This window comes from Bacillus sp. FSL K6-1218 (assembly GCF_038006445.1).
Lineage (GTDB): Bacteria > Bacillota > Bacilli > Bacillales > Bacillaceae_G > Bacillus_A > Bacillus_A thuringiensis_S.
Genome location: NZ_JBBOVE010000001.1, coordinates 1,712,704 through 1,737,274, shown reverse-complemented (window position 1 = coordinate 1,737,274; position 24,571 = coordinate 1,712,704). Strand labels below are relative to the sequence as shown.

The following is a 24,571-nucleotide window of genomic DNA, read 5'->3' as shown; positions in this document are numbered from 1 at the left end:
GTGAATCTCCCCTTTCTGTACAAAATATATATTTATTACAGTAGGTGTAATAAATTCTGACTTTTGAAACATTTCTATTCTATACTGCTTTCATTTCTTTTTCCAGAAATATAACTTAACTCCCGTCATTGGCTTGCATCCTTGTAACTTTCAGCGGTAAAACAGTACAAAAAAAGACAACCCAATCACATACTGGGTTGCCTCTTACATTAAATTGCAAAATGCTTATACTTCTCGTAATCACTCGTCTTACATTCTATTTGTAATTTGGTACCTTCGTTTTCGTAACTCGTAGATAAAACGTGTGCATGATTATTGAAATACGAAACTACCTGTCCTTGATCATATGGAATTAACATTTCACACTTCGTATATTCTTTATAGATGTGTGAGCGAATCATTTCTACAAGTTCTTCAATTCCAACATGTTTCTTCGCTGATAAATAAACGCGATCTTCTTGCACTTTCGGAATTTCAACATCTACCATATCTGATTTATTATAAGCATAGATCGTTGGAATATTTTCTACTCCAATTTTCTTTAACGTTTCATTTGTAATATCAATTAATTGTTCATAATTTGGATTTGCGTAATCTACAACGTGAATAAGTAGGTCTGCTTCCGCTACTTCTTCTAACGTTGAACGGAACGCCTTCACAAGATGATGTGGTAATTTACTTACAAATCCAACTGTATCTGTTAATAAAAATGATTTATTATCTGGCAAATCAATATTTCGTACAGATGTTTCTAACGTCGCGAATAACATATCTTTTTCAAATACTTGTTTTTCTTCTGTACCATTATAAATTTCAAGCATTGCATTCATCGTCGTTGACTTTCCTGCATTCGTATAACCTACTAATGCTACAACAGGTATTTCATTTTTCTTACGCTGCTTTCGCTGCGTTTGACGCTGGGCAACGAGCGCTTCTAAATCTTTATTCAAAACTGAAATTTGTTCTTCAATTTTACGACGGTCTAACTCTAACTTCTTTTCACCGACACCTTTATTTTTCGTACCAACGCCGCCGCTCTGTCTCCCTAACGATTCACGAAGACCGATTAAACGAGGCATCATATACTGAAGGTGTGCTACTTCTACTTGTAGCTGTGCTTCTTTCGTTTTCGCACGTTGCGCAAAAATATCTAAAATTAAAATGGTACGATCAATTACCTTACAATCTAAATCCTCTTCTAAATTTCGAATTTGTGAAGGAGATAATTCATCATTAAAGATAACCATATTCGCATCTATTTCTTGTACATACGCTGCAACTTCTTCAATCTTTCCTTTTCCGATATAATGCGATGGATTTACTCGTTGTAAATTTTGCGTTACTTGCCCAATTACCTCTACATCACAAGCTTCCGCAAGATTTGTTAACTCTTCCATCGAATATGCAAAATCATCTTCATTACCTACATTTACTCCAACTAAAACTGCTCTTTGTAATACTTCTTCCATATATTTATTCCTCCATTTCGATTACGTAAAATAAAAAACACAGGTCGCTGCCTGTGTTTTCGTAAACGGATAAGGGTTCACCAAAGAAATAGAAGAAAGCTATGCTTTCATCCTATTTTATAGTCAAAAAGTCCCAAGATTGTATACGTATCCACAGTAAGTGTTCACTTATACAATCCCATTCTATTTATAAAGGCAAAACAAAAAGAGGGCGTATTCGTCCCTCCCTCTTTTTCACATATAAGCTTAATAAAGGGTTCCTTTAAAATAGGCAGACCAATCCCGTTCACTCTGTACACAGACAGAGCCTTTGAGCGCTATTCAATTATTGGCACAAAGTATTGAGACGTAATCTGATTAAGATCAAAGGAAGCCCCTCCGTTCATTTTAAGTTACATAAAGTGTAGCATAAGTAATTCGCTTTCACAAGGTTTAACAACCTATATCATACTAAAGAAAATCTTTATATTTTTACTTTAATCTTCATTTTTTGCGAATTTTTCTCACAATAAAAATAACAAAAGCAATTATCAATTTTAGAAACTTCTCGTATATTATTTTTACAGCACTCGCCAAATTCCTTCATAGTAAGTTAAGTATTATCGTTTTAATACAACAAAAATCTTTATTGACATTTTTATAACCTAATATTAGTATCAGGTTATAAAAAATAAAAGTTAGGAGATGTTCCTATGCATTCTAAATCTCGTATTACTGCAATTGGTACTTATGTTCCAGATCAAATATTGTCTAATAACGATTTAGAAAAGATGGTCCATACGAATGATGAATGGATTGTACAAAGAACAGGAATAAAGGAAAGAAGAATCGCTAGTGACGAAGAATACTCCTCAAACTTAGCCATTAAAGCAATTAAAAATTTATGTACAACATATAAGAAAAACTTAGAAGATGTCGACTGTATCATTGTCGCTACTACTACTGCTGATTACGTTTTCCCTAGTGTTGCTTGCCAAATACAACAATACTTCAACATACCTCATACACTAGCTTTTGATTTAAATGCAACTTGTGCTGGTTTTACATATGGACTACACGTCGGTAATAGCTTAATCACTTCTGGATCACATGAAAAAGTACTTGTCGTAGCGACAGAGACATTATCTAAAGTTACTGATTATAGCGATAGAACGACCTGTATTTTATTCGGTGATGGTGCTGGAGCTATTTTATTAGAAAGAGATGAAGACACCCCAAGCTTTATCGCTGCTCACATGGGAACAAACGGTGATGGCGGCATTCATCTATATAGAACAAACTTATCTACTACTATGAATGGCACACCACTGCAAACAAATGAAAAAATCGTTCAAAATGGAAGAGAAGTATATAAATGGGCAACACGTACAGTGCCAAAAGGCATAAAAGATTTAATACATACCGCAAATATGCAAGTAGATGATATAGACTGGTTCATACCCCACAGCGCTAACTTACGAATGATTGAATCTATTTGCGAAAAATCTCAAATTCCAATACAAAAAACATTAACGAGCGTGGAATATATGGGGAATACCTCTTCAGTCACCATTCCACTCGCTTTAAATTTAGCTATAAAAGAAGGAAGGTTAAATAACGGAGACACACTTTTACTATACGGATTTGGTGGCGGACTTACGCATTTAGGACTTATTGTAGAGTGGAATTTAATTTAAGTGTATAAAAAGAGGTTCTAGTCAGTAACTAGAACCTCTTTTTCATTTAATTTCTTGCCCCTTTTCGAGACCATATCACAACAGGAATAAGTAATAACGCTAACACGCCTCCAGCCAATGACAATGCCGCATAACTTGAATTCGCTACTACCATACCTGACATTGCTCCACCAGAAGCTCCAGCTAGCGCAATAAAAACATCTATTTTCCCTTGTGTTTTAGCACGTGTAGACGGTGTTGTGGAATCAACGATTTGTGCTGTACCACTTATCAATCCGAGGTTCCATCCTAGCCCAAGTAAAGACAGAGCAACGATTAATAATAATAAAGAATCACTTGGCGCTATCGCAGCTATGACACCCGCTGCAAGTAAAATCACTCCACCAGCTATGCTCATTGTAGTTCGGCCAATTTTATCAATTAACATTCCTGTAACGAGAGATGGAAGATACATTGCACCTACATGAAAACCTATCACAAGTCCTACCGCACTTAAACCGTGACCGTGGTGTCCCATATGAACTGGCGTCATCGTCATAATCGCAACCATCACTATTTGCGTAAGTATCATTACGATTGCTCCAACTGTAATACCTCGTTTATTTTCTTTCGCTTCTTCTGTTATTGGTTGTCCTTTATATGTATGTTCCTGTTTATATCTTTCTATTATGTTAGCAATAATCAAAGGATCTGGACGAAGCATAACAAAAAGAACTAGACCCGCCAGTATAAATGCTGCTGCCGATAGTATGAACGGACCTGCAAGTTTAGGAACTCCAATTGAATGAGCAAAACTTCCCATTACCCCTACTAAATTTGGTCCTGCAACTGCACCGAAAGTCGTCATTACCATCGTAATACTAACAGCCGTTGCTCTCTGCTTCTTATCTGCTAAATCTGTACCTGCATAACGAGCTTGTAGATTCGTGGCTGTACCGGCACCATATATAAGTAAAGAAATAAGTAAAAGAATAATACTATTTGTTAAAGCTGCCATTACAACACCAATTGCTCCAAATCCGCCTACTATAAACCCTGTTGCAAGACCTATCCGGCGTCCATATCGTTGCGAAAGCTTCCCTACTATGAAAGCTGCGAATGCCGATCCTAATGTAAACATAGCAGTTGGTAATCCTGCAAATGCATCTGTTCCAAGCATTTGCTGCGCAAGAAGTGCTCCCACTGTAATACCAGCAGCTAGTCCTGCACCGCCAAACATTTGTGAAATGCTGACGATTATTAACGTTCGTTTGTATAGTTTTTGTTGCTCTTCTTCTGTGTACACATGATTATCTATTAAAGCCCCTGCCTTATCTAGCAATTCCCCATCCTCCTTTTAAAATTAATCCCTCTTGTTAATGTACTATGTATAACGTTACATATTCAATGGCATTTTCCATTCCTTCCTTTCATTCTAAAAAACTTTCTAATCATACTCGACTTATCCCATGCTATATTAAAAATACTAATATTCACAATATGCAAGGAGAAAACAATGAAAAAAACAGTAGAATTATGTGAAGCTTGCAAACATGATCCAGTATATAAAATAGAAGAATCCGATCAAGCAAATCAACCTTATAAATTATGTAACCAATGTCATGAGCGTCTTATTTCGTTATCTTTACATCCTAAAGAATGGTACCACCTTGTAATGATTCACTCACCTTATAAATATTATTTGCATGATAGTTTTTATGAAGAAGATGGTAAAGCGAAGCAACCAAAATTAGAGATGAATGAGCACAAACTTACACCCGTCCCCACTTTAGAAGAAGTTCGCTCTAGTTTAGAGGAATTACTTGATTACACCATGACTAGATGGTTTCTTCAAGAAGCAGAAATTGAAGCTCTTAATAGGTACGATCAAAACGAAGTACTAGATGCTGTTATAAATCGCTTTTCAAACACAATGAATGGTGTAATTAAAACTAGATTACTTGAGATTGTTATATGTATACTAGGAGAATTCGCCTCAGATTGGATAAGAAAACTGTGGAAGGCATTTGATGAAGATTTACTTGCACCTCTTTCTCACGCTGCAGCTTATTGTTTACCATTTGAAGAAGCCTTTCCTTTAGTAATAGAAAGGCTAAAAACAGTATTAAAAAGTGAGCTTCCGACCACTTCCTTCATTTGTCTGCATTCTTTTCAATCCTCAGAAACATTAGATTGGATAGAGGAACATGCAGTATCATTTCATAACGATTGGGCGCGATTAGCTGCAGTATCACAACTAACTTGGAGACGAATTAAATCTTGGCTAACAAAAGGACACCCTTTAAGTTTAATAGCACTTGATGCAATGGTTAGCTGTATACCTGCAAATGAAGATGTACTACATGAAATGGCTCCAAAAATTTTATTAACAGATCCGTCAGAAATAAAGTCAACCTTAATAGCTTACAAACAAAGAGACAATGTTCCAACTGTCAAAAGAAGTGTTGAAACTATTTTAGAAAACAAGACAGAAATATTTCAATACATGAATCCTTTACAAATATCTATCAAAAAGAAACCACAAAACTTTTTAGTTATGGATGGCACAGTACAAATCCATGAAAACAGACTGGATGAATACGTAAACTTCATTAATACAAACAACTTTACTGATGTTTACATTAATGATCTTAGGTATAGTTTGCACCATATTAATTTTCTTGAACGCTGCCCGCAAATTGAAAGCTTACACATTAGTAGTATATATATTACTGATTATTCAGCCCTATATAAATTAAAAAACTTAAAATCTTTATCACTAGAAGAACCACAAGTTCCACTAAACTTAACAGAGCTAGAAAGCTTTACAAATTTAGAGGAACTTCACATACAGTGTAATAAAAACATTAAAGGCTTCGAATCTTGTCCTAACTTAAAAGAACTATACATTCGGAAATACAAACCGAAACAAAAGAACCTTGAAGAATTAATGTCTTTACAAAAAATTGAAAAACTAAGCATTACACAAGGGAACATTAATTCATTAAAAGGATGTAGGTCATTACCTAAATTAAAGCATTTAGAACTCAATTATTTAAGAAATTTAGAGCATATTGATGAAATTGAAAACAATGCTTCAACTTTAAAATACATCGAATTCGACCATTGCAGTAAGCTTAAAAACCACGAATATTTGCGCTATTTAACGGAATTAGAAACTCTCATCTTATCAAGTTGTGGTAACATACGAAATCTACAATTCATTAAAGAACTACAAAAATTAAAACATTTAAGCTTCGTGGATTCTACGATTGTAGACGGAAATTTAGAATCTTGCGTCGGAATTGATTTTGTTGGTTTTAATAATAAAAGGCATTATAGTCATAAATTTAAAGAATTAAATCCAGATTTTTCATACTAACGTAAGGAAAACAGGCTATAGCAGCCTGTTTTTCTTTACGCTTCTTCTACTAATCTTCCCCTTCTCTTTTTACTCAAAGCTTTCCCTTCCCAAAACAACAAACTTACGAAAGCACAAATTAAAATAATTGGCACACTTGCTTTATATAAATCTGTAAAACTCATTGCCATCTGATTCTTGGCATAATGATTCACATCATTCGAAAATGTGAGTACCTCTTTCTTTATACTTTCCTCTTGTTTTTCAACTTCTTTTGTCACTTGCCTCATAACTTCTTCTCTTTTTACATCTCTATATTCTACTGGAACTTCTCTTAATATTTCATCCGTCTTGTCGCGAATCAATTCTTCCTTTTTCTCTTTACTTAATCCCATTGTCATTGCATTTTGTTTCTTATTTATATTCGACTCTAAACTTTGATTCTCTATTTTCTCTTTAGTCATTTGTAAAATTTCAGTTTGCTCAGCACTATTCACATGAATATTACGCACCTTTTCTTCTGCATAACGATATACTTTTTCTTTATTTACAGTTAAATTGTGAGTTAAATTAGAGACAAATATTGCAACCGCCAATACAATTCCAACTTGTCGTAACATTGATACAACACTTTGAGAAGCAGTTAACAGTTCTCCTTCAAATGAAGAAGCACTTAAAACTGTAATTGGCCCCACTACTAAACCATATCCAACACCTAATATCATACATGGAATAATAATTTCTATATTTGTTGAATTAACATTGATTATTTGCAACCAATAGTAGGAAAGCCCCATAACAAGAAAGCCTGACAAAATAATAGTTACTTTTCCGAGTTTTTCAATTAAAGTTGCTGCAACTGGTGAGACAAAAAATATCATTGCTGAAATTGGTGTCACTAAAAAAGCCGCTTCAATTTCCGTTCGACCTTGTAGTTTCGTCAAGAAAGTTGGAAGCAATACAGTAACTCCAATTAAAAATAAATTACTCAATATAACAACGATTGACGCTCCGACAAACATTCGATCTTGAAATAACTTTAAATTCACCATTGGATTATGAATCTTTCGTTCTACTAAAACAAATAGAATAAGAGAAATAGTGCTAATTGCATAACAAGACAAAGCAATATTACTTTGCCATCCCCATGTATTACCTTTTACTAATATGAGAGTAAATGAAAAAATTGCTGTGCTACTTAATAGTAGTCCTATCCAATCTATTTTTGAGATAATACGTTCTTCATTTTTTATTTGTAGCATGATGCAACATAACACGATTCCTATTATACAAACCGGAACATTAACGAAGAACACCCATCTCCATCCTAAATTTTGCGTAATAATTCCACCTATTACTGGTCCCATAGCAGCTGACAATCCTTGTGTTACTCCTAAAATTGCAAGCGCAACATGCCTTTTAGCTAACGGCATAGCTGATACACCAATTACCATACTTGTTGGAAATAAAATTGCTGCCCCAATACTTTGTATAAAACGAGAAAAAATAAGAAAATCACCTGTATTAGCAAAAGCGCAAAGTGCCGATCCACCACCAAAAATCACCAGACCAAGAATATACATCTTTGCTTTTCCAAAGATATCAGCTATCCGCCCTAACGGAATGGCAAGTACTGCAATCGTCATTGTATAAACATTTAATACCCAAGACATCTTTTCTAACGAAGTATTTACACTCGATTGTATTGCCGGTAAAGCTATATTCATAATTGTCGTATCAATCATACAAAGAAAGATACCTAGACACATTAAAAAGACAATCTTAATACCCTTTGATTGCTCCATCTTTATATACCCCTTTATTTATTGTGAACGCGTTTTTCATTCTTCTGTTTTATTGTTTTCTTTCGCCTCTAACTCTTCTAATTTTTTCTTCAAAGTCTCCACTTGTGCACTATACGATGCAATACCTACATCTAGTGAAATTTCTTCGACGAAAGTAATACCTACTCTCCACTTTTCATATTTCAATCGAAGATCTGCAATGTACGCTTCTTTTCTTTCAATTTCATCTTTAATCCATTTTTTTATTGTTACATCATCACTATAGTTACCAAAATACATTCTCATTAAAAAATCCGAACGTAAAACATCCTTCTCTACAGGTGTCTGCATGTATTGATAAAATTCTTCACGCCCCTCATCTGTAATAAAGTACATTTTCTTATTCGGTTTTCCCTCTTGCATGACAACCTCTTTTTTTATTTTCCCTTCATTCTCCAATTGTCGTAACGTTGGATAAATCATTCCAAAACTTCCATCAAAAAAATGAGTAAATACGTCTTCAAACACAATTTTAATATCGTAACCAGACAATTCCTTTTCCATTAATAAACCTAAAACAACATCTCTTCCCTTCAAAGTAAAACCCCCACATAGTATATAATCAATAATCATATTAACAATGTTAATATGATTATTGATTATATACCTTATTCTGTTAATTGTAAAATGTTTCTAAATAAAAAAGCCCCATAATTTGGTTTCACCAATTCACAGGACCATTTTCTTTTTTACTCTTTAACACCTACATCTTGCAAAACTTCGATATCCTCTTTCATTTCATAATAATAAGAAGGCAATTCTATACCATGTTCTAAGAAATAATCCTCAATGAATGAAATAATAATTTTTAACGTTTTCACACGAGCATACAATTTATCGTTACTTTCAATAATATGCCACTTCGCATTTGGCTTACTTGTTTTTTCAAACATGTCTTCCATTGCTTCAACATATTCATCCCATTTTTCACGATTACGCCAATCTTCGTCTGTAATTTTCCATCTTTTCAAAGGATTTTTCTCTCTATCTTTAAATCTCTTTAACTGTTCCTCTTTACTTATATGGTAGAAGAACTTCCCTATTATGTAATGGTCATCTGTTAGTAGTTTTTCAAAATCATTAATCTCATCATATGCTCTCATCCACTCTTCCTTTGTAGCAAATCCTTCAACACGCTCAACTAACACACGACCGTACCATGAGCGATCAAAAATGGTGATTTGCCCGTACTGTGGAATTTTACGCCAGAAACGTTGCAAATAATGGTAACGTTTTTCATGAGGTGCAGGCGCTCCAATTGGATTTACTTGGAACCCACGCGGGTCAAGATGTTCCGTCACCCGCTTAATTGCCCCACCTTTACCAGCCGCATCCCATCCTTCCATAACAAGCATAACCGCGATTTTTTCTTCTTTCAAAATTTGCTGTAATGCTAATAAGTGCCTTTGATATTTTTCTAATTTCTTATTGTACTTAGATTTTGATTCAATTTTTTTCGTTAAGTCTACTTTAGCAAGATGTCCATTTTCCATAAAACAAATCCCCCTTGTTGTATGACAATGTTATTTTAACATATTTTTGGTAATTTTTTCATATCCTAAATAGCTGTGTAGAAACATCTCTACACAGCTTCCTCCTCTAATTTCACATATATAAGCACATTTAACTACATTAAAATAAATAATTTATACAGAACTCTTAGTATATTCTTTTTATTAAAACATAAAAATAGCCCTTTTAAAAAGAGCAGTAATCTAAGTATAGAAAAAACAAATTTATTCTTTCTTACTACATACGTAATTATGCCAGCTATAAGAGTAGTGAATAAGATATTGATTCACTACTCACAATAACCACTTTACATTATATGGTATATTTACTCGTAAAAAGAGGATAATAACAAGTAAATCCATTAAAGAATGGGAGCTCTCAAAAAATGAAACGAAAAATATTAACTCTCTTTACGCTTATATGTTTAGCACTACCAATGCAAGCTAGTGCTTACACATTTCAGTCACTACCGATTGCGTCAAAGTCTAAACAATGGTATGTCGAAATTGATAAATCTCATAACTCAAACAAGCAAGCAATCCAGCCAAAACAAGGTGTATTTGATACGTATAGTTTACTCGTAAAAAACATCGGTCATGATGTATCAAACGTATCTGTGGAAATACTTGATAACAATCCTACCTCTAAAGCTACCTTTAAACCTACTACACCTAATGAAAATATTTCTAAAAGTCATACAAGCTTTGACTACATGGTATTCCCATTAGACTTTAATAGTCATAATTTTAAAGTTGTGATCACTTGGGAAGAAAAGAATTTCTCTTATAACGGCCATCCGGTAAATGAAGGTGAAAAAATGAAACAAACATTTGTATTTAATGAAGAATAAGTCCTAATTTCTTTAGGGCTTATTCTTCTCTTTTGAAACCCGCTTGTATCGCTTCCGTCACTTCTTTTGTGATTTCCAATTCTGTTGCTTCCATACTAATTTTCTTGTGCCAAATATGTACGGACGGTTTTTCATTACAAAGATGTTTTATTAATACTAATTGATTATATGCTAGATTATTTTCTATATGGGTAGCGATACAGACTGTAAAATTGTTCGCTTCAAAGACCTTTTCTTCCAAAATGTATTTACTCTCTAATTGCCTTGTTACTATATCTTTCAAGTTTTCTATAGTCATGCATATCCCCCTCTTTTCCCATATAATCAATTAAATCGACGAATACTCGGTACAGACAATGCGATTCCAATTGTTAAAATTACTAAACTAGCTAGTGTTATAATAGTTATCTCGCCACCTATGACAGTAGCTAACCAACCTACAACTACATACCCTAATGGCAATAAAGCAAAAGAACCCAACATATCAAGGCTTGCCACCCTTCCGAATGCTTCTTCCGGTACAAGTTCCTGTAAACTCGTTTCCCAAATGAGTCCAAATATCATCATGCCAAATCCTTCAATTGCCATTAAGAATATTAAAGCGGGTGCCCAAGAAATGAATGGCATAATTAATAAAGCAATACCACTAATTAAAACACCTCCATAAGCCAGTAATCCTCTCTTATGCCACCGCTCTTTCCCACCAAATATTAATGCGGCAATTACAGCCCCACCACCAGAAAAGGCCATGCCAAGTCCATACACGTAAGCTTCAAAATGATGATGAACATTAAATAACCACGGAATTAATACGACGATAATGCCGGCATAACAAATATTTATAAAAGAAAAAACTAAAATTGTAATCCACAGCCACGGATGACTTTTTAAAACTAAAACACCTTCCATAAACTCTTGTTTGTAATTAAGCTTACTCTTTTCAATGGGTTTTACTTTTTTAAACTTAATTTCTTTTAAAAATAATAAACATAAAAATGATAATAAGTACGTTACTGCATCTAGGCCGAAACCTATCCCTGCAGACGCAACCGATACGATTAACCCACCAAGTGCTGGCCCAATTAATCGTATACCTTGATTACTCATTTGAGTGAGTGCGTTAGCTGCATTACGAATTTCAGGAACGAATACTTTTGCCCTTACAGCAGAATATGCTGGTTGGAATATCCCTTCCATAAGTCCGTATAAGGCAACGAGAATATATAAAACTGTAATTGTTAATAAATCCATAAATATAAGCGATGCAAGTAATAGCATTAATATACAGCGGAGTATATCCGTAAATAACATTAATTTAACCCGATCAATTCGGTCTACAATTAAACCTGCAAACGGTAAAGCGAGAATATTAGGTAGCATGTACATTGCCATTGTCATCCCCATCACAACTGTTGAGCCAGTTAATGAATACACAACAACTGGAAGTATGACCATAGTTATCGAACTGCCTAAGGCCGAGAGTAATTGTCCAATCCATAAAAAGTTAAAATGTGGTGACGCTTTAACTGGCGATAATAATTTGCCAACATACCCTAAATCTTTTTCTCTTTGTAATTCCCCTTGCATCTTTCTCTCCTCTTTTCAAATGATTATAGACTTCATAATAAAGTGCCGAAAATTAATAATATTCTATTTTAATTATATAAGAAACTATTATGTTATGGTAAAATTATCAAGAAAAATAAAGGAGAATACATTACAATGCCTTCAAATTCACATAACATCGAGCACCGCATCTATACAATGTGTATGATCCAACGAAATAATGATGTTTTACTTATAAAACGCCCCGACCATCGAGGTTTTCCTGGCTACATCGCTCCTGGCGGAAAAGTAGATTTTCCAGAAAGTATCGTTCAAGCTGCTAAACGAGAAGTAAAAGAAGAAACTGGATTACTTGTTTCAAATTTAACTTTTAAGGGATTAGATGAATACGTAAATCCGAAAGAAAATGTTCGATATATGGTATTTAACTATTGGACAAATTCATTTGAAGGTGAACTCCTTTTGAATCCTCCTGAAGGCGAATTATCCTGGATACCAATCGATACAGCACTACATCTTCCTATGCAAGATTGGTTTAAAGAGAGATTCCCATTATTTTTTGAAACAGGCACTTTTGAAATTCAACGTGTTTGGGATAATGAGCTAAATAAACAAATTTCTATGACAATTACCCATACATAAAAAAAGCTTGGAAACCTGTCCAAGCCTTTCTTACTTCTAAGTAATTTTTTCAATCTTATAATGAATATGTAAAAATTTAAGTCCAAATATCCACATGCTATGATGAGCTGTTAACATTTTATCCTTATCCTCTGTAATGACGAAAGTCTCTGCTAACGGTAAACGTATTGTAAAGAAACGAGTATGTAAATAAATACCCTCATCTCCCTTACCATTTCTTCTTAGCTTACTAGTAATGATTAAATCATTACTCTTATTACATAATTTCAAAATCCCTGTCATATTCGAATATGGTAAAGGTAATGCAATATTCATGTATGTCTCGTTCTTATATGTATGCTTTGAATAAAGAGCTACAAAAATAGATTTACCTGCTTCATTTTTCCTTAGCCAAGCCCTTACATTCTCTCTTCCGTCTTTCTCATCCATTACACCAATGATAGAGCCATGCATCGTTTCCCACTTGCCGCCCATCCCTAAATGTATTTGTCCCACACGCTTGCTCATTTTCTCATAACAAAATGCAAACGGGCGGAACCAACGAGCCCATTTAATATTTGATTGCAACTCATACTCTGTTGTGTTTTCATAAAAACGAATAATCCTTAAAGGAACCTTCGTCACATCAAATGACTCACTATGAAAGTCATTTACTTTATCAACTAAACCGTTGTATTCCTTACTGTCTACTAAATTGCTGCTATATAAATAAGCCTCACCAATTGCCACATTTCCTCTTAACTTACTCATTGGTTTCCCATAGTATTTATAATTCGGAACACTCTTTTCGATCATCCAGCCGACAAATGCCGGTAACGCTACTCCAATTCCGTTGACAACACCGTGAATCCAAACCATTTGAGCAATTGTAATCGTCAATACATGCTTCAAATTCCCGTATGAATATATGAGTGAGAACATAATTGTAACCATGAGTGTACTAGACGAAACGATTAGAAGAATCTTTGCACTGATAGCATTAAATTTTGCTCTCCAAACGTAAAATCCATACCCATAAATCGCACATAAATATAGGAACACTGCAAAAAATTCAAATATTCTTGAGTATGTAATTCCTATTGCAACTGTCATAGGTGAAATCATGATGATAAACATAATAACATCATACACTTTACTTCTCTTTTCTCTTTTTCTCCCTATTAAACCAGCTGATAATGGCAATAGAAACGCCGAATAATGAAAATGTGCAGCTGTGAGTAAAACAATGTCAGAGCTAAAATGCATAATTGAAAGTTTTGCTACTGAAGCAAAAAACCAAAAACCACCTAAAAACAAATAAATAAATGCACTATCTATGGCGGTCTCTTCTAACGGCTTCCATCCCCTTTCTAGCAATCTACTTACACCAAATAACGCAACAATTCCTGTATATACAAACCAAACTAGCGCAAATAAATAGTGATTTGTGAAGAAAGCTAGCATTGCACAAATTGCTGCGATTGGATATAAAAACGATACGAATTTATAAAATAATAAATGCGAACCATCTCTTTTTCTTTTATCAACAATACAAAATGATATTGGTATAAATAATAAAATAGATAATAATATAATTGCTTCAACAGGGTTTATATTCGACCACTCATATATTAAAAAAACAACATAACAAGCAAGCCCAAATATTATATTTTTCATATCGTTTAGTTCCTTTCCACAAATGTTCCCTTATATGAAAAAAGCGAGCCAATTAACGGGTTTCGTACTTGTACATGAATTCGAAAACACTGTAGTGTTGCATCATAACTTTCAACAATTTTTGCTTCACCATACAAGAATTTTGGCAACGGCATTTTTCTTCCAAACATATAAAACCATTGTTTCTTTGAAGAAATATGCATTGCCCCTAACTCATCGATATGAAAATGTAGTGTAGAAACGAGTAAATGTGGTTCGCCAAAATAATCTACAATTTCATTTTCGTTTTCATCCAATTGCATAACTGCGTTAAAATATCTTTTCTTATTATGAAAATAAAAAGTACGGTTCCACCTTACTAATTCTTGTCCATATTCATCTCGCTCAGCTATGTTTTGTATCGTAAATGGAATTTCCTCTCCTCGTTCCGAGAAAAACATTCGAAACTTCGATGCAATTTTCAATATAAATTTCACGAAAAAAGAACCACCGTAAATTCCATCCATCTTTCCTTCCCCTATAAAACTATTCTCTTCTGTAATCGCATAACGCTTCTGCAATTCAGGATGAAGATTTTTATAGGTATCCCCTAATAATCGTTCATACATATTAGCCATACACTTATCCCTTTCTCGCCCTCTTGCAATTTTTCGCGCTTGGTAAATCAAAACTATTTATATAACCGACAATTGATAACCCCATTAGAAGAACATTTAATGTAATCGGATTAAACGGACCTGTAAAGCTTTTGATATCCGTAAACCCTGCCGCTAATGTTAAAACTAGTAACACAATAATATGCAGTATAAATAATTTTCGTTTTGTTAGTGGCAACAGCCATACGACACCGAAAATTATTTCTAACACCCCAATTATTTTAAGTATACATACACTACTTTCATTTGAACCAATTAATACAGAAAGCATCTTTACTTCTTCTAAATGAGTAAACAGTAGTTTTGGCACTATCCCTTGATATATCCATACAAAAGCAAATAAAAAACATACGAGCCAATACGTCATTGTTCTTCTAATTAGTAACCTAGGATGAAGCCCCTTTTCTACCCATAATTTTAAGGCATCAAAACTCCAAGCGGTCGCCCAACCTAATAACGGACGAAAAATATAGGAATCTATTACATTTCCTATACGACCAAATCTTGTATCATAATCATATTGTGTCTCAAAATGGATGTATTCTTTATTCGGCGTATACTTCCAATAACCACGTCCTATTTGAATAAGAGATAATGTATTATCCGTCCAAAATTTTAAAGAAGAAATTCTTTCACCAGTTTCTTTTCTTATTTCACCTATTGATTCCCCTTCTCCAGCTATTTCAAGCCCAAATCCAATCTTTGTTTTATACAAAAACTTCTGTGGTTCTCCTTCTTTTTTCTCTAAATACGAAATTTCAGTAAAGCGAGCATCCCACTCTGTATGTATATCTGGCTCTTGCGTATATTCCCATAATTTTTCCATCGTCGTGTTCATTTTTGTCGCAACATAAATAGGCTGTTTCCTTTTCATTCTCCCACCTCCTATGCACTATAAGTTTAATGTACATGCAATGAATTTATTTTGCTACATTTTTCACAAACTTTTTCTGAAAAAGAAAGAATTTTTAAAATATATATAAAACACTTGATTCCCCGAAAAATTTAAATTATTATAAAACAAATGTTACCAACAACTTCATAAATCAAACACTCTCGCCTAAAACGTGAGATAGAGGTTGCGATACTTATGAGTATTCTAATGGAGACACAGAGATGTCTATGAACTTAGATGAAAGGAAGTATTGCCGAAATTGATAAATTTCTCTGCATTTATCAATTGGGGCTGTTTTCGAATAGAAACAGAACTGTCATATGTACAGACGTGTACGTATGAAGAGCTATCTACAAAAAAGAGATATCATTTTTTATGATATTCCTTTTTTGGCGGTTTTTTTATTAGCTCCGTTTTCTGTTTCCCTTTTCCTGTAACAGCACCATCCTCACTTATTTGAGATGGTGTTTTTTGTTTGTCTTTCTGGTAACTACAGGAGTATTGGGATTTATATATTTCCTAATCTATTCTTAAAAATAGACGAAAGAAGGAATTTGTAATGGAAACAATTGTTCAAAAATTTGGTGGCACTTCGGTCGGAAGCGTCGAACGCATTCAACATGTAGCAAATTTAATTATTGAAGAATATGAACGAGGTCATAGCATTGTCTCTGTCGTTTCAGCAATGGGAAAAAGTACAGATGAACTTGTCGCACTCGCTAACGCTATTACAGAAAATCCAAGTAAACGTGAAATGGATATGCTTCTATCTACAGGAGAACAAGTAACTATTTCATTATTAACAATGGCACTGCAAGCAAAAGGCTATCATGCAATTTCATTAACAGGATGGCAAGCTGGTATTACGACAGAATCTGTACATAGTAGTGCACGGATTACTGACATTCATACAGATCGTATTCAATCTTATCTTGCTGAAGGCACGATTGTTATCGTAGCTGGTTTCCAAGGTATAAGTGTAAAAAATGAAATTACAACGCTTGGCCGTGGTGGTTCTGATACGACTGCTGTCGCACTAGCCGCTGCACTTAAAGCAAAAAAATGTGATATTTATACGGATGTGACAGGCGTATATACGACGGACCCACGAGTTGTAAAAGATGCTTACAAATTAGATGAAATTTCTTATGACGAAATGTTAGAGCTTGCTAATCTCGGTGCTGGCGTATTACACCCGCGCGCTGTTGAGTTTGCTAAAAATCATAACGTAGTTTTAGAAGTTCGCTCAAGTATGGAACAAGAAAACGGAACAATTGTAAAAGGAGAATGTAACATGGAACAACAATCAATCGTTAAAGGTATTGCATTTGAGGATAACATTACACGTGTCACAATTAAAGGACTAGAACAAGGCTCGCTTTCAACAGTTTTCTCTACATTAGCAGCAGCACACATTAATGTAGATATCATCATTCAAAGTATTACAAATGAAGGAACTGTACATCTCTCCTTCTCCATTCACTCGAATGATTTAAGAGAAACTTTAAAAGTTTTGGAACAAAATCAAGAAACTCTTCACTACGAATCTGTAGAACATGAAAATCACTTAGCAAAAGTATCAATCGTAGGATCTGGCATGGTATCTAACCCAGGTGTCGCTGCAAATATGTTCACTACTTTAAAAGAAGAAGATATTCATATTAAAATGGTAAGTACATCAGAAATTAAAGTGTCTGTCGTTATTGACCGCCTTCATTTAGTAACAGGCGTTGAGGCGCTGCATCAATCATTTATGGCGAAAATTGAGCCTTTCGTGCAAATGAGCTAATTTGATATGTTTAGTAACGCTTATAAAAAAATCATATTAATCTACTTCCTTCCTCTTAAATAAAACGCTGTTCGTTAACAAGATGCTATATGACATATAAAAAAACACCTTGTCACCTTTTCATATACTATGACAAGGTGTTTTTGACTGAAAGGAATTTGTAACTACTTAGTAGTATAATTATGAGGATGATTAAATAATAAACTTTTATACATAAGGAGATAAGACTATGGCAAAAAACAAATTACTACGAATGGACAATGTCAGCATCGTTGTAGAATCCCTTGATAACGCAATCTCTTTCTTCGAGGAGATTGGCTTGAACCTCGAAGGGCGAGCCACTGTCGAAGGTGAATGGGCTGGTCGCGTAACTGGACTCGGCTCTCAGTGCGTAGAGATTGCTATGATGGTCACTCCAGATGGCCACAGTCGAATTGAACTTTCGCGATTTCTCACCCCACCTACTATATCAGATAACCGAAATGCTCCTGTGAACGCTCTCGGTTATCTACGCGTCATGTTTACCGTTGAAGATATTGACGAAATGGTATCGAGACTCACTAAGCATGGTGCAGAGCTCGTTGGTGAAGTAGTTCAGTACGAGAACTCGTATCGTCTCTGCTACATTCGTGGAGTCGAAGGAATTTTAATCGGTTTAGCAGAAGAACTCGGGAATAAATAAGTAATGTTTTATAAGAAGTCTTTACTAAAGTAAAAATATTTGAAAGAAATTCTCGCTTCATAAAACTTAGATTTTGCACCCCGTTCTAGCTTTAGAACGGGGTTATGCTTGTTTGAACTTTTTAACACACTATCAATATCCTAAAATCATTATGAAACAATTCAATTACTTCTTATACTCTTTCCTAGGAAATATAACTGATTCTTCTCACCTCTTATCATATATATCTTTTCTTTTAAAAAACGATCTGAACTCATTCAAAATAACTTTCTTCACGTCAGAGTAAAAAACTATCATGAATAGTGCTATTCCTAATAAAATTTCTTGCATTCCTTCATAATCAACGAAAGCACTTAAAATTAGCAAACCAAATCCAATATAAAAACCAAACTCATTCTCTTTCTCAAAATCCTCATCTTCTTCATCAATATGTATTTTTTCTTTAATATTCTGTTTCCCTTTTATTAACTCATCAAGCGTAACATTGTACATTTCGCTTAGTAAAATTAGATTGTCAATATCAGGATAACTTTTATCATTTTCCCATTTGTATACTGCTTGCCTTGTCACACCAATCTTTTTAGCAACATCCTCTTGCGAAAACCCCTTTGATTCTCGTAGTTTTTTTAGCTGTTCTCCTATGCTCATAACGTCCCCTCCTTTAACAAATTATTACATAAAAAGAGATATAAATGAAAGAAACCATTAGTAAAACTCTCTGTAAACCATTCGTTTACACAATTAAAAAAGAGGGAATAGCTCTATATTTAAGCTATTCCCTCACTTCTATTAAAACAGATGAATGTTTTCTTTTTTACAAGCTGCACGTAAATCGTCAGGCCATACAGAAGATTGAACTTCACCGATATGTGCTTTACGTAAGAAGTACATGCACATTCTTGATTGTCCAATGCCACCGCCGATTGTTAATGGTAGTACGTCTTCTAATATACCTTTATGGAAATCATACTCACGTTTGAAGTCTTCACCAGTTTTCGTTAGCTGCTCATCAAGCGATTTACTATCAACACGAATTCCCATTGATGATAATTCAAATGAAGATTGTAGTACTGGGTGCCAGAATAAAATATCACCGTTTAATTTCCAATCGTCATAATCAGCCGCGCGTCCGTCATGCTTTTCACCTGAACGAAGTGCATCACCAATTCCAATAATAAAGACTGCACCGTGTTCTTTTGCAATTGCGTGTTCACGATCTTTCGGTGTTAATTCTGGATATTTATCTTCTAGTTCTTGAGAAGTAATGAAAACAATCTCTTCTGGTAAATACTTTCCAAGGAACGGATATTTTTCAAATAAGTGATCTTCTAAATCTTTGAATATTCCATAAATTGTTTGTACTGTTTTTTGTAAGTAATCGACAGTACGCCATTCTTTTTGAACGATTTTTTCCCAATCCCATTGGTCAACGTAAATGGAATGCGTTGCATCAAGTTCTTCATCACGACGAATCGCGTTCATGTTTGTATATAAACCTTCACCAGCTTCGTATCCGTATTCATGTAATGCAAATCGTTTCCATTTCGCTAGTGAATGAACAATTTCTAATTCTTCTCCTGAATGTAACATATCAAATTCAATTGGGCGTTCTACACCGTTTAGGTGATCGTTTAATCCTGATTTTTTCGTTACGAATAATGGTGCAGATACGCGGAATAGTTCCAGGCGTTTTGCTAATTGGTCCTCGAAAAATGTTTTAACTTCCTTAATTGCGATTTGAGTCTCTCTTACTGTCATTAATGATTGATACATGGTGGTTTCCTCCTAAAATGTTTGGATGTTGTGAAAAGAAGCCAACAAAAAAAGCCCTTCTTTCCCAAAAAACTGGGACGAAAGGCTTTGGTTCCGCGGTACCACCCAAATTAGCAACAGAGGTTGCTCACTTATACAATACGGAGATAAAATATCTCGATACTGTTCTTCTTGTAACGGCGAAGTTCCCGGCTAAGTCTACTTTCCTATAAAGGATTTCGGTTAGCAACTCCAGGAGGTTCTTCATAATAGGCTTCGTATCAGGCTCACACCACCCCTGACTCGCTTAAACTACGTCCTACTACTACTCGTCCTTTCATAGTCGTTTTATTGTCACATCTCTGAAACATTTTATTAATGATTATTCTATACAAAAAATAAAGAAAGTCAACAAAAAGTTTTAAAATGTTTTTCAATTCTTTATTTTACGGCTTTATTGATTGTTGTTAATTTAACATCTTTACTTTTTCTGCCTCGTCAATCCAAAAAATGTTTCACTGACCGAAACTAACGTATACACAACAATTAATGTGATCGTTCGGAATATAGAATCCGCAGTATTTCTTATTATTTTCATTTTCTTTATAATTCCTTTCAGTTTACTTGCAAATTCATGTTATACTATAGCATTCAAGCAGTTTATTTTTACTTAAAGCAATCATAGTCATTTATAAAGAGTATTTTCTAAATCATTGACTATTATCAAATAAGATTTTTATATAACGGAGTGATCATATGAGTAAAACGAAAGCAAAACCGAAAAAAGGTGTAGGACAAGGTACAGGAAGTAAAGGATGGAACCGTTGGCAATCAAGTGCAAAGAAAAAGGCAGCTGCCAAACCATACAAAAGTAAAGGTACAAAGAAGTAATTTAAATAACATTTGATTTCTTTACTTTGTACAAAACAAAATATAATTATTACAACAAAAAAGCTATGCCCTCATAAATTCGAAGGCATAGCTTTTTTATATTAAATCATTAAAATATCTCGAATTTCTTCCTCTGTGATTGAGGACAATTTCTCTTCTCCCGGCTCAATCACTTCAGCGATTAAATTTTTCTTACTTTCTTGCAGTTCATGCATTTTCTCCTCAATTGTTCCCTGGGCTACTAGCTTTATAACTTGCACTGTATTTTTTTGTCCCATTCGATACGCTCTATCCGCCGCTTGTTGTTCAACAGCTGGATTCCACCATAAATCGTATAATATTACTGTATCTGCACCAGTTAAATTAAGTCCGGTACCACCAGCTTTTAAAGAAATGAGAAATAGATCTCCTTCTCCTTCGTTAAACCGATCGCACAGCTCTACACGTTCCTGCGCTGGTGTACTCCCGTCTAAATAAAAGTATGGAATTGCTTGTCGATTTAACTCACGACCAATAATGGAAAGCATCTTCGTAAATTGAGAAAAAATTAATATTCTCTTTCCTGTACTTCTACATTCCTCTAAAATCTCTAACAGTTGTTCAAATTTAGCTGAACTTCCTTTGTAATCATCAACAAATAAAGCGGGATGACAACAAATTTGTCGCAATCTCGTTAAACCAGCTAAAATTCTAATTTTATTTTTACGTAACGTGTCTTTGTCTAAATGCTTTAACGTTTCTTCCCTTAACTTCGCTAAATAAGCAGCATAGAGACTCTTTTGATCGGGTAATAACTCCGATGATTGTAAGTGCTCTATTTTCTCTGGCAACTCATTTAATACGTCCCCTTTTAATCGTCTTAATACGAATGGTTTCACTCGCTTCGCTATATCTTCACGCCTTAAATCACCGAACTCTTTTCTTCCTGGTAATAATTCCGGGAAGACGACATGGAAGATAGACCATAGCTCTTCTAATGAATTTTCTACAGGTGTACCCGTTAGTCCGAAACGGTATTCAGCTTGAATTGTTTTCACAGCTCTTGCCGTTTGCGTTGTAGGGTTTTTAAACGCCTGTGCTTCATCAAGAAATAGTGTATGAAATGGTCTTGCATATAATCTTATATCTCTTCTCAGTAATGGATATGACGTAATTACGACATCAAATTCCGTTATATCTTTCAAAATTTTCCGGCGCTCTGCTTGGTTTCCATCTGCAATAACTGCTCTAATATGCGGGGCGAATTTTTTCAATTCACTAAACCAATTATAAACAAGAGATGATGGTGACACGACTAATATTGGCAGTTTCTTTTCTCGAATCTCAGTCAAAACAGAATCTATAAAAGCAATGCTTTGCAACGTTTTTCCAAGTCCCATATCATCTGCTAAAATACCGCCAAAACGGTAATGAGCAAGTGTTTTCATCCATTCGAACCCATATACTTGATACTTTCTCATTTCTGCATTTAAAGTATTTGGCACAGCAAACTTTAATTTTTTCGGGTTTTGAATGTTTTCTACTAACTCTTGAACTGAATCATCCAAACTTAAAACATTGCCTTCGTGAAGTCCGTTCATCCATTTTACACTCCGAATAAGCGGAACATTTACCTCTTCTCCATGTAAAAATTCTTTCCGAATACCTGACTCTTTTATAAACTGATTAATTTCATTAAACTCTTTACTCTCTAGCGATAAAAACGAACCGTTCGCCAATCGATAATATTTACGTTTCTCTTCAAGTGCCGCTAATACACCTTTAATTTCTGCTTCTGGTATTCCTTTTATATCAAAACGAAATGACAACCAATCAATTCTTTCTTTTCTTCTCACTCTAATAAGAGGAACTGCATCCCCTTTACTAATTCGCAATTTGATTGCTGTCGTCGCATAAATATCAACTAAACCTTTTAATGTTGGCACGACATTATATAAAAAGTTATACTCAGCTTCTTCATTATGCATAAAGTAACCGCCTTCTGTTTTTGCAAAGGCACTTTCACTCATAATGTCTAAAATCTCTTTTTCCTTTTTCTCATCACGATTAAAAACAGACGGCTGTCCATCCTCTTCTAGCGGATTAATCATGACGTTCCCATAGTGAAATTCAAGACCTGCTAATAAGCGATTTTTCACACGGTCTAAATACAATTTCGCTTTTAGCGAAGGTGTTTCAACACGATCTGATATTACTTCATCAATGTGTACAGTTCCGAGCTTCATTAATCCTGGTACAACTTTCGCGACGAAATGTTCCATCTTACTTTCTGGAATATAAAACTGATTACTATTTGAGCGACTCATCATCTTTTGTAATTCAATAAGTCGCATACAATCTTCAATGTGTAAGTGATATAATTTCCCATCGTAAAGTGCATTGTTATACATATCCATAACTTGTACACGATTTAGACCATCTATATGAAGTGTAAATCCGCCATTATTCCCCTTCGTAAATTCAAAGTGTAACGGCAACAAACCTTTTGAAACTTGTAATCCCTGAAACAGTTGTTCATTTTGTTTCAGCTGTACATATTCAACTTTAGAAAGTGAAGAGAGCATATCTTTCCATGAAACTGGTGGTATGAATATCATACTTTCATCTTGTTTCGCATGTACTTCTAGCGTATCTTCATACATTTTTTCGTTATGATACATTTTAATGAGCTGCTGAATAATCGCATCCGTTTCTTGTTTAAAACTATGTACAACTGGTGTATATGTAAATTCATTTGAACAATGAAAAGACTCTCTTTTCTCTACCTTAGAAAGAAATTCTCTAATATGATTTATGAAATACACTTTGGCAAGTTTCAATTGCATGCCAAGAAGAGCACCACCACTCCTCGTAGCTACTGGTGTACATATAAACTCAATATCTAACATTTCACGTGTATCAAAACGGTGTTGTTTACTTTTTGGCCTCAGTGGTTTGTCTGCAAACAGCTGCAACATACCACTTGTCAATTGATCATTTCTGTTACTAGTGGAGCTCATTCCACCTGTTTGTTGATTATAGTTTATTTGTATTAATACCGCTGCAACATGTTGACAGTACGTTTGAAAAGACGCTAATGAAGGACAGCTACATTTCGCAACAACATCACCCTTTTTAGCTTTTTCTACTATAACATGGAAATCCTCATTCCCTTTTACTGTCGCCTCGCAAATTTCTTTATTTTCATCATAATGATTTATTATCACTTTATTTGATTTATAATAGGCTTCACCTCTTTTATATGAGGTCTCTCCGCACACTTCTTTAATAATCGATTTATTTAATGTGAAACTCATTGCTTTGACACTTCCTTAATATAAAACCATTTTCTCTTACTTAACATTTTACATG

The 24,571-nt window shown here is 34.4% G+C and carries 20 protein-coding genes, 1 riboswitch and 1 other annotated feature; of the genes, 7 read left to right on the top strand and 13 right to left on the bottom strand.

What is annotated here, in order from left to right; translation table 11 throughout:
* Positions 1-209: 209 nt before the first annotated feature.
* The gene (gene hflX / locus MHI26_RS09100; RefSeq protein ID WP_000393283.1) at positions 210-1,469 is read right to left on the bottom strand and encodes a GTPase HflX; all 1,260 of its coding nucleotides are present in this window, start codon (positions 1,467-1,469) and stop codon (positions 210-212) included.
* 692 nt (positions 1,470-2,161) lie between these two features.
* On the opposite strand from hflX, the gene MHI26_RS09095 reads away from it, so the two are divergent.
* The gene (locus MHI26_RS09095; protein WP_016513032.1) at positions 2,162-3,145 is read left to right on the top strand and encodes a ketoacyl-ACP synthase III; all 984 of its coding nucleotides are present in this window, start codon (positions 2,162-2,164) and stop codon (positions 3,143-3,145) included.
* Positions 3,146-3,191: 46 nt separating this feature from the next.
* Here MHI26_RS09095 and MHI26_RS09090 read toward each other — a convergent pair whose 3' ends face one another.
* Positions 3,192-4,466: an MFS transporter gene (locus MHI26_RS09090; protein ID WP_061666792.1), complete on the bottom strand. Its 1,275-nt coding sequence runs from the start codon at positions 4,464-4,466 to the stop codon at positions 3,192-3,194.
* A gap of 174 nt (positions 4,467-4,640) precedes the next feature.
* Between MHI26_RS09090 and MHI26_RS09085 the strand changes: the two genes are divergently transcribed.
* Positions 4,641-6,506 carry a hypothetical protein gene (locus MHI26_RS09085; RefSeq protein ID WP_061666793.1) on the top strand — a complete coding sequence of 622 codons (1,866 nt, stop codon included), beginning with the start codon at positions 4,641-4,643 and terminating at the stop codon, positions 6,504-6,506.
* A 35-nt stretch (positions 6,507-6,541) separates the two neighbouring features.
* Here the strand turns inward: MHI26_RS09085 and MHI26_RS09080 are convergent, their stop codons facing one another.
* The 3 genes from MHI26_RS09080 to MHI26_RS09070 form a co-directional block, all read right to left on the bottom strand.
* Positions 6,542-8,290 carry an MFS transporter gene (locus tag MHI26_RS09080; RefSeq protein ID WP_061666794.1) on the bottom strand — a complete coding sequence of 583 codons (1,749 nt, stop codon included), beginning with the start codon at positions 8,288-8,290 and terminating at the stop codon, positions 6,542-6,544.
* A 36-nt stretch (positions 8,291-8,326) separates the two neighbouring features.
* Positions 8,327-8,866: a PadR family transcriptional regulator gene (locus MHI26_RS09075; RefSeq protein ID WP_000678333.1), complete on the bottom strand. Its 540-nt coding sequence runs from the start codon at positions 8,864-8,866 to the stop codon at positions 8,327-8,329.
* A 152-nt stretch (positions 8,867-9,018) separates the two neighbouring features.
* Positions 9,019-9,822: a polyphosphate kinase 2 family protein gene (locus MHI26_RS09070; RefSeq protein ID WP_061666795.1), complete on the bottom strand. Its 804-nt coding sequence runs from the start codon at positions 9,820-9,822 to the stop codon at positions 9,019-9,021.
* A gap of 404 nt (positions 9,823-10,226) precedes the next feature.
* Here MHI26_RS09070 and MHI26_RS09065 point away from each other — a divergent pair, with 404 nt between their 5' ends.
* Positions 10,227-10,691 carry a hypothetical protein gene (locus MHI26_RS09065; protein WP_000823334.1) on the top strand — a complete coding sequence of 155 codons (465 nt, stop codon included), beginning with the start codon at positions 10,227-10,229 and terminating at the stop codon, positions 10,689-10,691.
* A 19-nt stretch (positions 10,692-10,710) separates the two neighbouring features.
* Here MHI26_RS09065 and MHI26_RS09060 read toward each other — a convergent pair whose 3' ends face one another.
* Positions 10,711-10,989 carry a hypothetical protein gene (locus MHI26_RS09060; protein ID WP_061666796.1) on the bottom strand — a complete coding sequence of 93 codons (279 nt, stop codon included), beginning with the start codon at positions 10,987-10,989 and terminating at the stop codon, positions 10,711-10,713.
* 26 nt (positions 10,990-11,015) lie between these two features.
* On the bottom strand, positions 11,016-12,278 hold the full coding sequence (locus MHI26_RS09055; protein ID WP_001161201.1) for an MFS transporter: 1,263 nt from the start codon (positions 12,276-12,278) through the stop codon (positions 11,016-11,018).
* A gap of 135 nt (positions 12,279-12,413) precedes the next feature.
* On the opposite strand from MHI26_RS09055, the gene MHI26_RS09050 reads away from it, so the two are divergent.
* Positions 12,414-12,899, top strand: coding sequence for an 8-oxo-dGTP diphosphatase (locus MHI26_RS09050; RefSeq protein WP_061666797.1), 486 nt, complete (start codon positions 12,414-12,416; stop codon positions 12,897-12,899).
* A gap of 36 nt (positions 12,900-12,935) precedes the next feature.
* Here the strand turns inward: MHI26_RS09050 and MHI26_RS09045 are convergent, their stop codons facing one another.
* From MHI26_RS09045 to MHI26_RS09035, 3 genes are read right to left on the bottom strand one after another with little or no spacing between them, the layout of a single operon-like run.
* Complete coding sequence (locus MHI26_RS09045) at positions 12,936-14,555, bottom strand: YndJ family protein (RefSeq protein ID WP_000789381.1); 1,620 nt, start codon at positions 14,553-14,555, stop codon at positions 12,936-12,938.
* Positions 14,556-14,560: 5 nt separating this feature from the next.
* Positions 14,561-15,172 (bottom strand): DUF4166 domain-containing protein, encoded by a 612-nt coding sequence (locus MHI26_RS09040; RefSeq protein ID WP_000002645.1) that lies wholly within the window; start codon positions 15,170-15,172, stop codon positions 14,561-14,563.
* 4 nt (positions 15,173-15,176) lie between these two features.
* On the bottom strand, positions 15,177-16,085 hold the full coding sequence (locus MHI26_RS09035) for a DoxX-like family protein (RefSeq protein ID WP_061666798.1): 909 nt from the start codon (positions 16,083-16,085) through the stop codon (positions 15,177-15,179).
* 191 nt (positions 16,086-16,276) lie between these two features.
* A riboswitch (Lysine riboswitch) is annotated at positions 16,277-16,463 on the top strand.
* A 202-nt stretch (positions 16,464-16,665) separates the two neighbouring features.
* On the opposite strand from MHI26_RS09035, the gene MHI26_RS09030 reads away from it, so the two are divergent.
* Positions 16,666-17,895 (top strand): aspartate kinase, encoded by a 1,230-nt coding sequence (locus MHI26_RS09030; RefSeq protein ID WP_000448036.1) that lies wholly within the window; start codon positions 16,666-16,668, stop codon positions 17,893-17,895.
* 229 nt (positions 17,896-18,124) lie between these two features.
* The gene (locus MHI26_RS09025) at positions 18,125-18,577 is read left to right on the top strand and encodes a VOC family protein (RefSeq protein ID WP_001107267.1); all 453 of its coding nucleotides are present in this window, start codon (positions 18,125-18,127) and stop codon (positions 18,575-18,577) included.
* Between the two features lie 207 nt (positions 18,578-18,784).
* On the opposite strand, the gene MHI26_RS09020 is transcribed toward MHI26_RS09025, so the two are convergent.
* Positions 18,785-19,225, bottom strand: coding sequence for a helix-turn-helix domain-containing protein (locus MHI26_RS09020; protein ID WP_000021949.1), 441 nt, complete (start codon positions 19,223-19,225; stop codon positions 18,785-18,787).
* Positions 19,226-19,366: 141 nt separating this feature from the next.
* Positions 19,367-20,350: an aspartate--ammonia ligase gene (gene asnA / locus MHI26_RS09015; protein WP_000284912.1), complete on the bottom strand. Its 984-nt coding sequence runs from the start codon at positions 20,348-20,350 to the stop codon at positions 19,367-19,369.
* A gap of 70 nt (positions 20,351-20,420) precedes the next feature.
* Positions 20,421-20,679, bottom strand: a binding site (T-box leader).
* Between the two features lie 406 nt (positions 20,680-21,085).
* Between asnA and MHI26_RS09010 the strand changes: the two genes are divergently transcribed.
* Complete coding sequence (locus MHI26_RS09010; RefSeq protein WP_000047588.1) at positions 21,086-21,220, top strand: DUF3934 domain-containing protein; 135 nt, start codon at positions 21,086-21,088, stop codon at positions 21,218-21,220.
* 101 nt (positions 21,221-21,321) lie between these two features.
* On the opposite strand, the gene MHI26_RS09005 is transcribed toward MHI26_RS09010, so the two are convergent.
* A complete protein-coding gene (locus MHI26_RS09005; protein ID WP_061666799.1) occupies positions 21,322-24,516 on the bottom strand; it encodes a DEAD/DEAH box helicase in 3,195 nt (1,064 codons plus the stop codon).
* Positions 24,517-24,571 lie beyond the last annotated feature (55 nt).

What these genes read in the sequence shown, in the direction of transcription:
- hflX (WP_000393283.1), bottom strand. Translation starts at nt 1,469, where the DNA reads ATGGAAGAAGTATTACAAAGAGCAGTTTTAGTTGGAGTAAATGTAGGT.
- MHI26_RS09095 (WP_016513032.1), top strand. Translation starts at nt 2,162, where the DNA reads ATGCATTCTAAATCTCGTATTACTGCAATTGGTACTTATGTTCCAGAT.
- MHI26_RS09085 (WP_061666793.1), top strand. Translation starts at nt 4,641, where the DNA reads ATGAAAAAAACAGTAGAATTATGTGAAGCTTGCAAACATGATCCAGTA.
- MHI26_RS09080 (WP_061666794.1), bottom strand. Translation starts at nt 8,290, where the DNA reads ATGGAGCAATCAAAGGGTATTAAGATTGTCTTTTTAATGTGTCTAGGT.
- MHI26_RS09070 (WP_061666795.1), bottom strand. Translation starts at nt 9,822, where the DNA reads ATGGAAAATGGACATCTTGCTAAAGTAGACTTAACGAAAAAAATTGAA.
- MHI26_RS09065 (WP_000823334.1), top strand. Translation starts at nt 10,227, where the DNA reads ATGAAACGAAAAATATTAACTCTCTTTACGCTTATATGTTTAGCACTA.
- MHI26_RS09060 (WP_061666796.1), bottom strand. Translation starts at nt 10,989, where the DNA reads ATGACTATAGAAAACTTGAAAGATATAGTAACAAGGCAATTAGAGAGT.
- MHI26_RS09055 (WP_001161201.1), bottom strand. Translation starts at nt 12,278, where the DNA reads ATGCAAGGGGAATTACAAAGAGAAAAAGATTTAGGGTATGTTGGCAAA.
- MHI26_RS09050 (WP_061666797.1), top strand. Translation starts at nt 12,414, where the DNA reads ATGCCTTCAAATTCACATAACATCGAGCACCGCATCTATACAATGTGT.
- MHI26_RS09045 (WP_000789381.1), bottom strand. Translation starts at nt 14,555, where the DNA reads ATGAAAAATATAATATTTGGGCTTGCTTGTTATGTTGTTTTTTTAATA.
- MHI26_RS09040 (WP_000002645.1), bottom strand. Translation starts at nt 15,172, where the DNA reads ATGGCTAATATGTATGAACGATTATTAGGGGATACCTATAAAAATCTT.
- MHI26_RS09035 (WP_061666798.1), bottom strand. Translation starts at nt 16,085, where the DNA reads ATGAAAAGGAAACAGCCTATTTATGTTGCGACAAAAATGAACACGACG.
- MHI26_RS09030 (WP_000448036.1), top strand. Translation starts at nt 16,666, where the DNA reads ATGGAAACAATTGTTCAAAAATTTGGTGGCACTTCGGTCGGAAGCGTC.
- MHI26_RS09025 (WP_001107267.1), top strand. Translation starts at nt 18,125, where the DNA reads ATGGCAAAAAACAAATTACTACGAATGGACAATGTCAGCATCGTTGTA.
- MHI26_RS09020 (WP_000021949.1), bottom strand. Translation starts at nt 19,225, where the DNA reads ATGAGCATAGGAGAACAGCTAAAAAAACTACGAGAATCAAAGGGGTTT.
- asnA (WP_000284912.1), bottom strand. Translation starts at nt 20,350, where the DNA reads ATGTATCAATCATTAATGACAGTAAGAGAGACTCAAATCGCAATTAAG.
- MHI26_RS09010 (WP_000047588.1), top strand. Translation starts at nt 21,086, where the DNA reads ATGAGTAAAACGAAAGCAAAACCGAAAAAAGGTGTAGGACAAGGTACA.
- MHI26_RS09005 (WP_061666799.1), bottom strand. Translation starts at nt 24,516, where the DNA reads ATGAGTTTCACATTAAATAAATCGATTATTAAAGAAGTGTGCGGAGAG.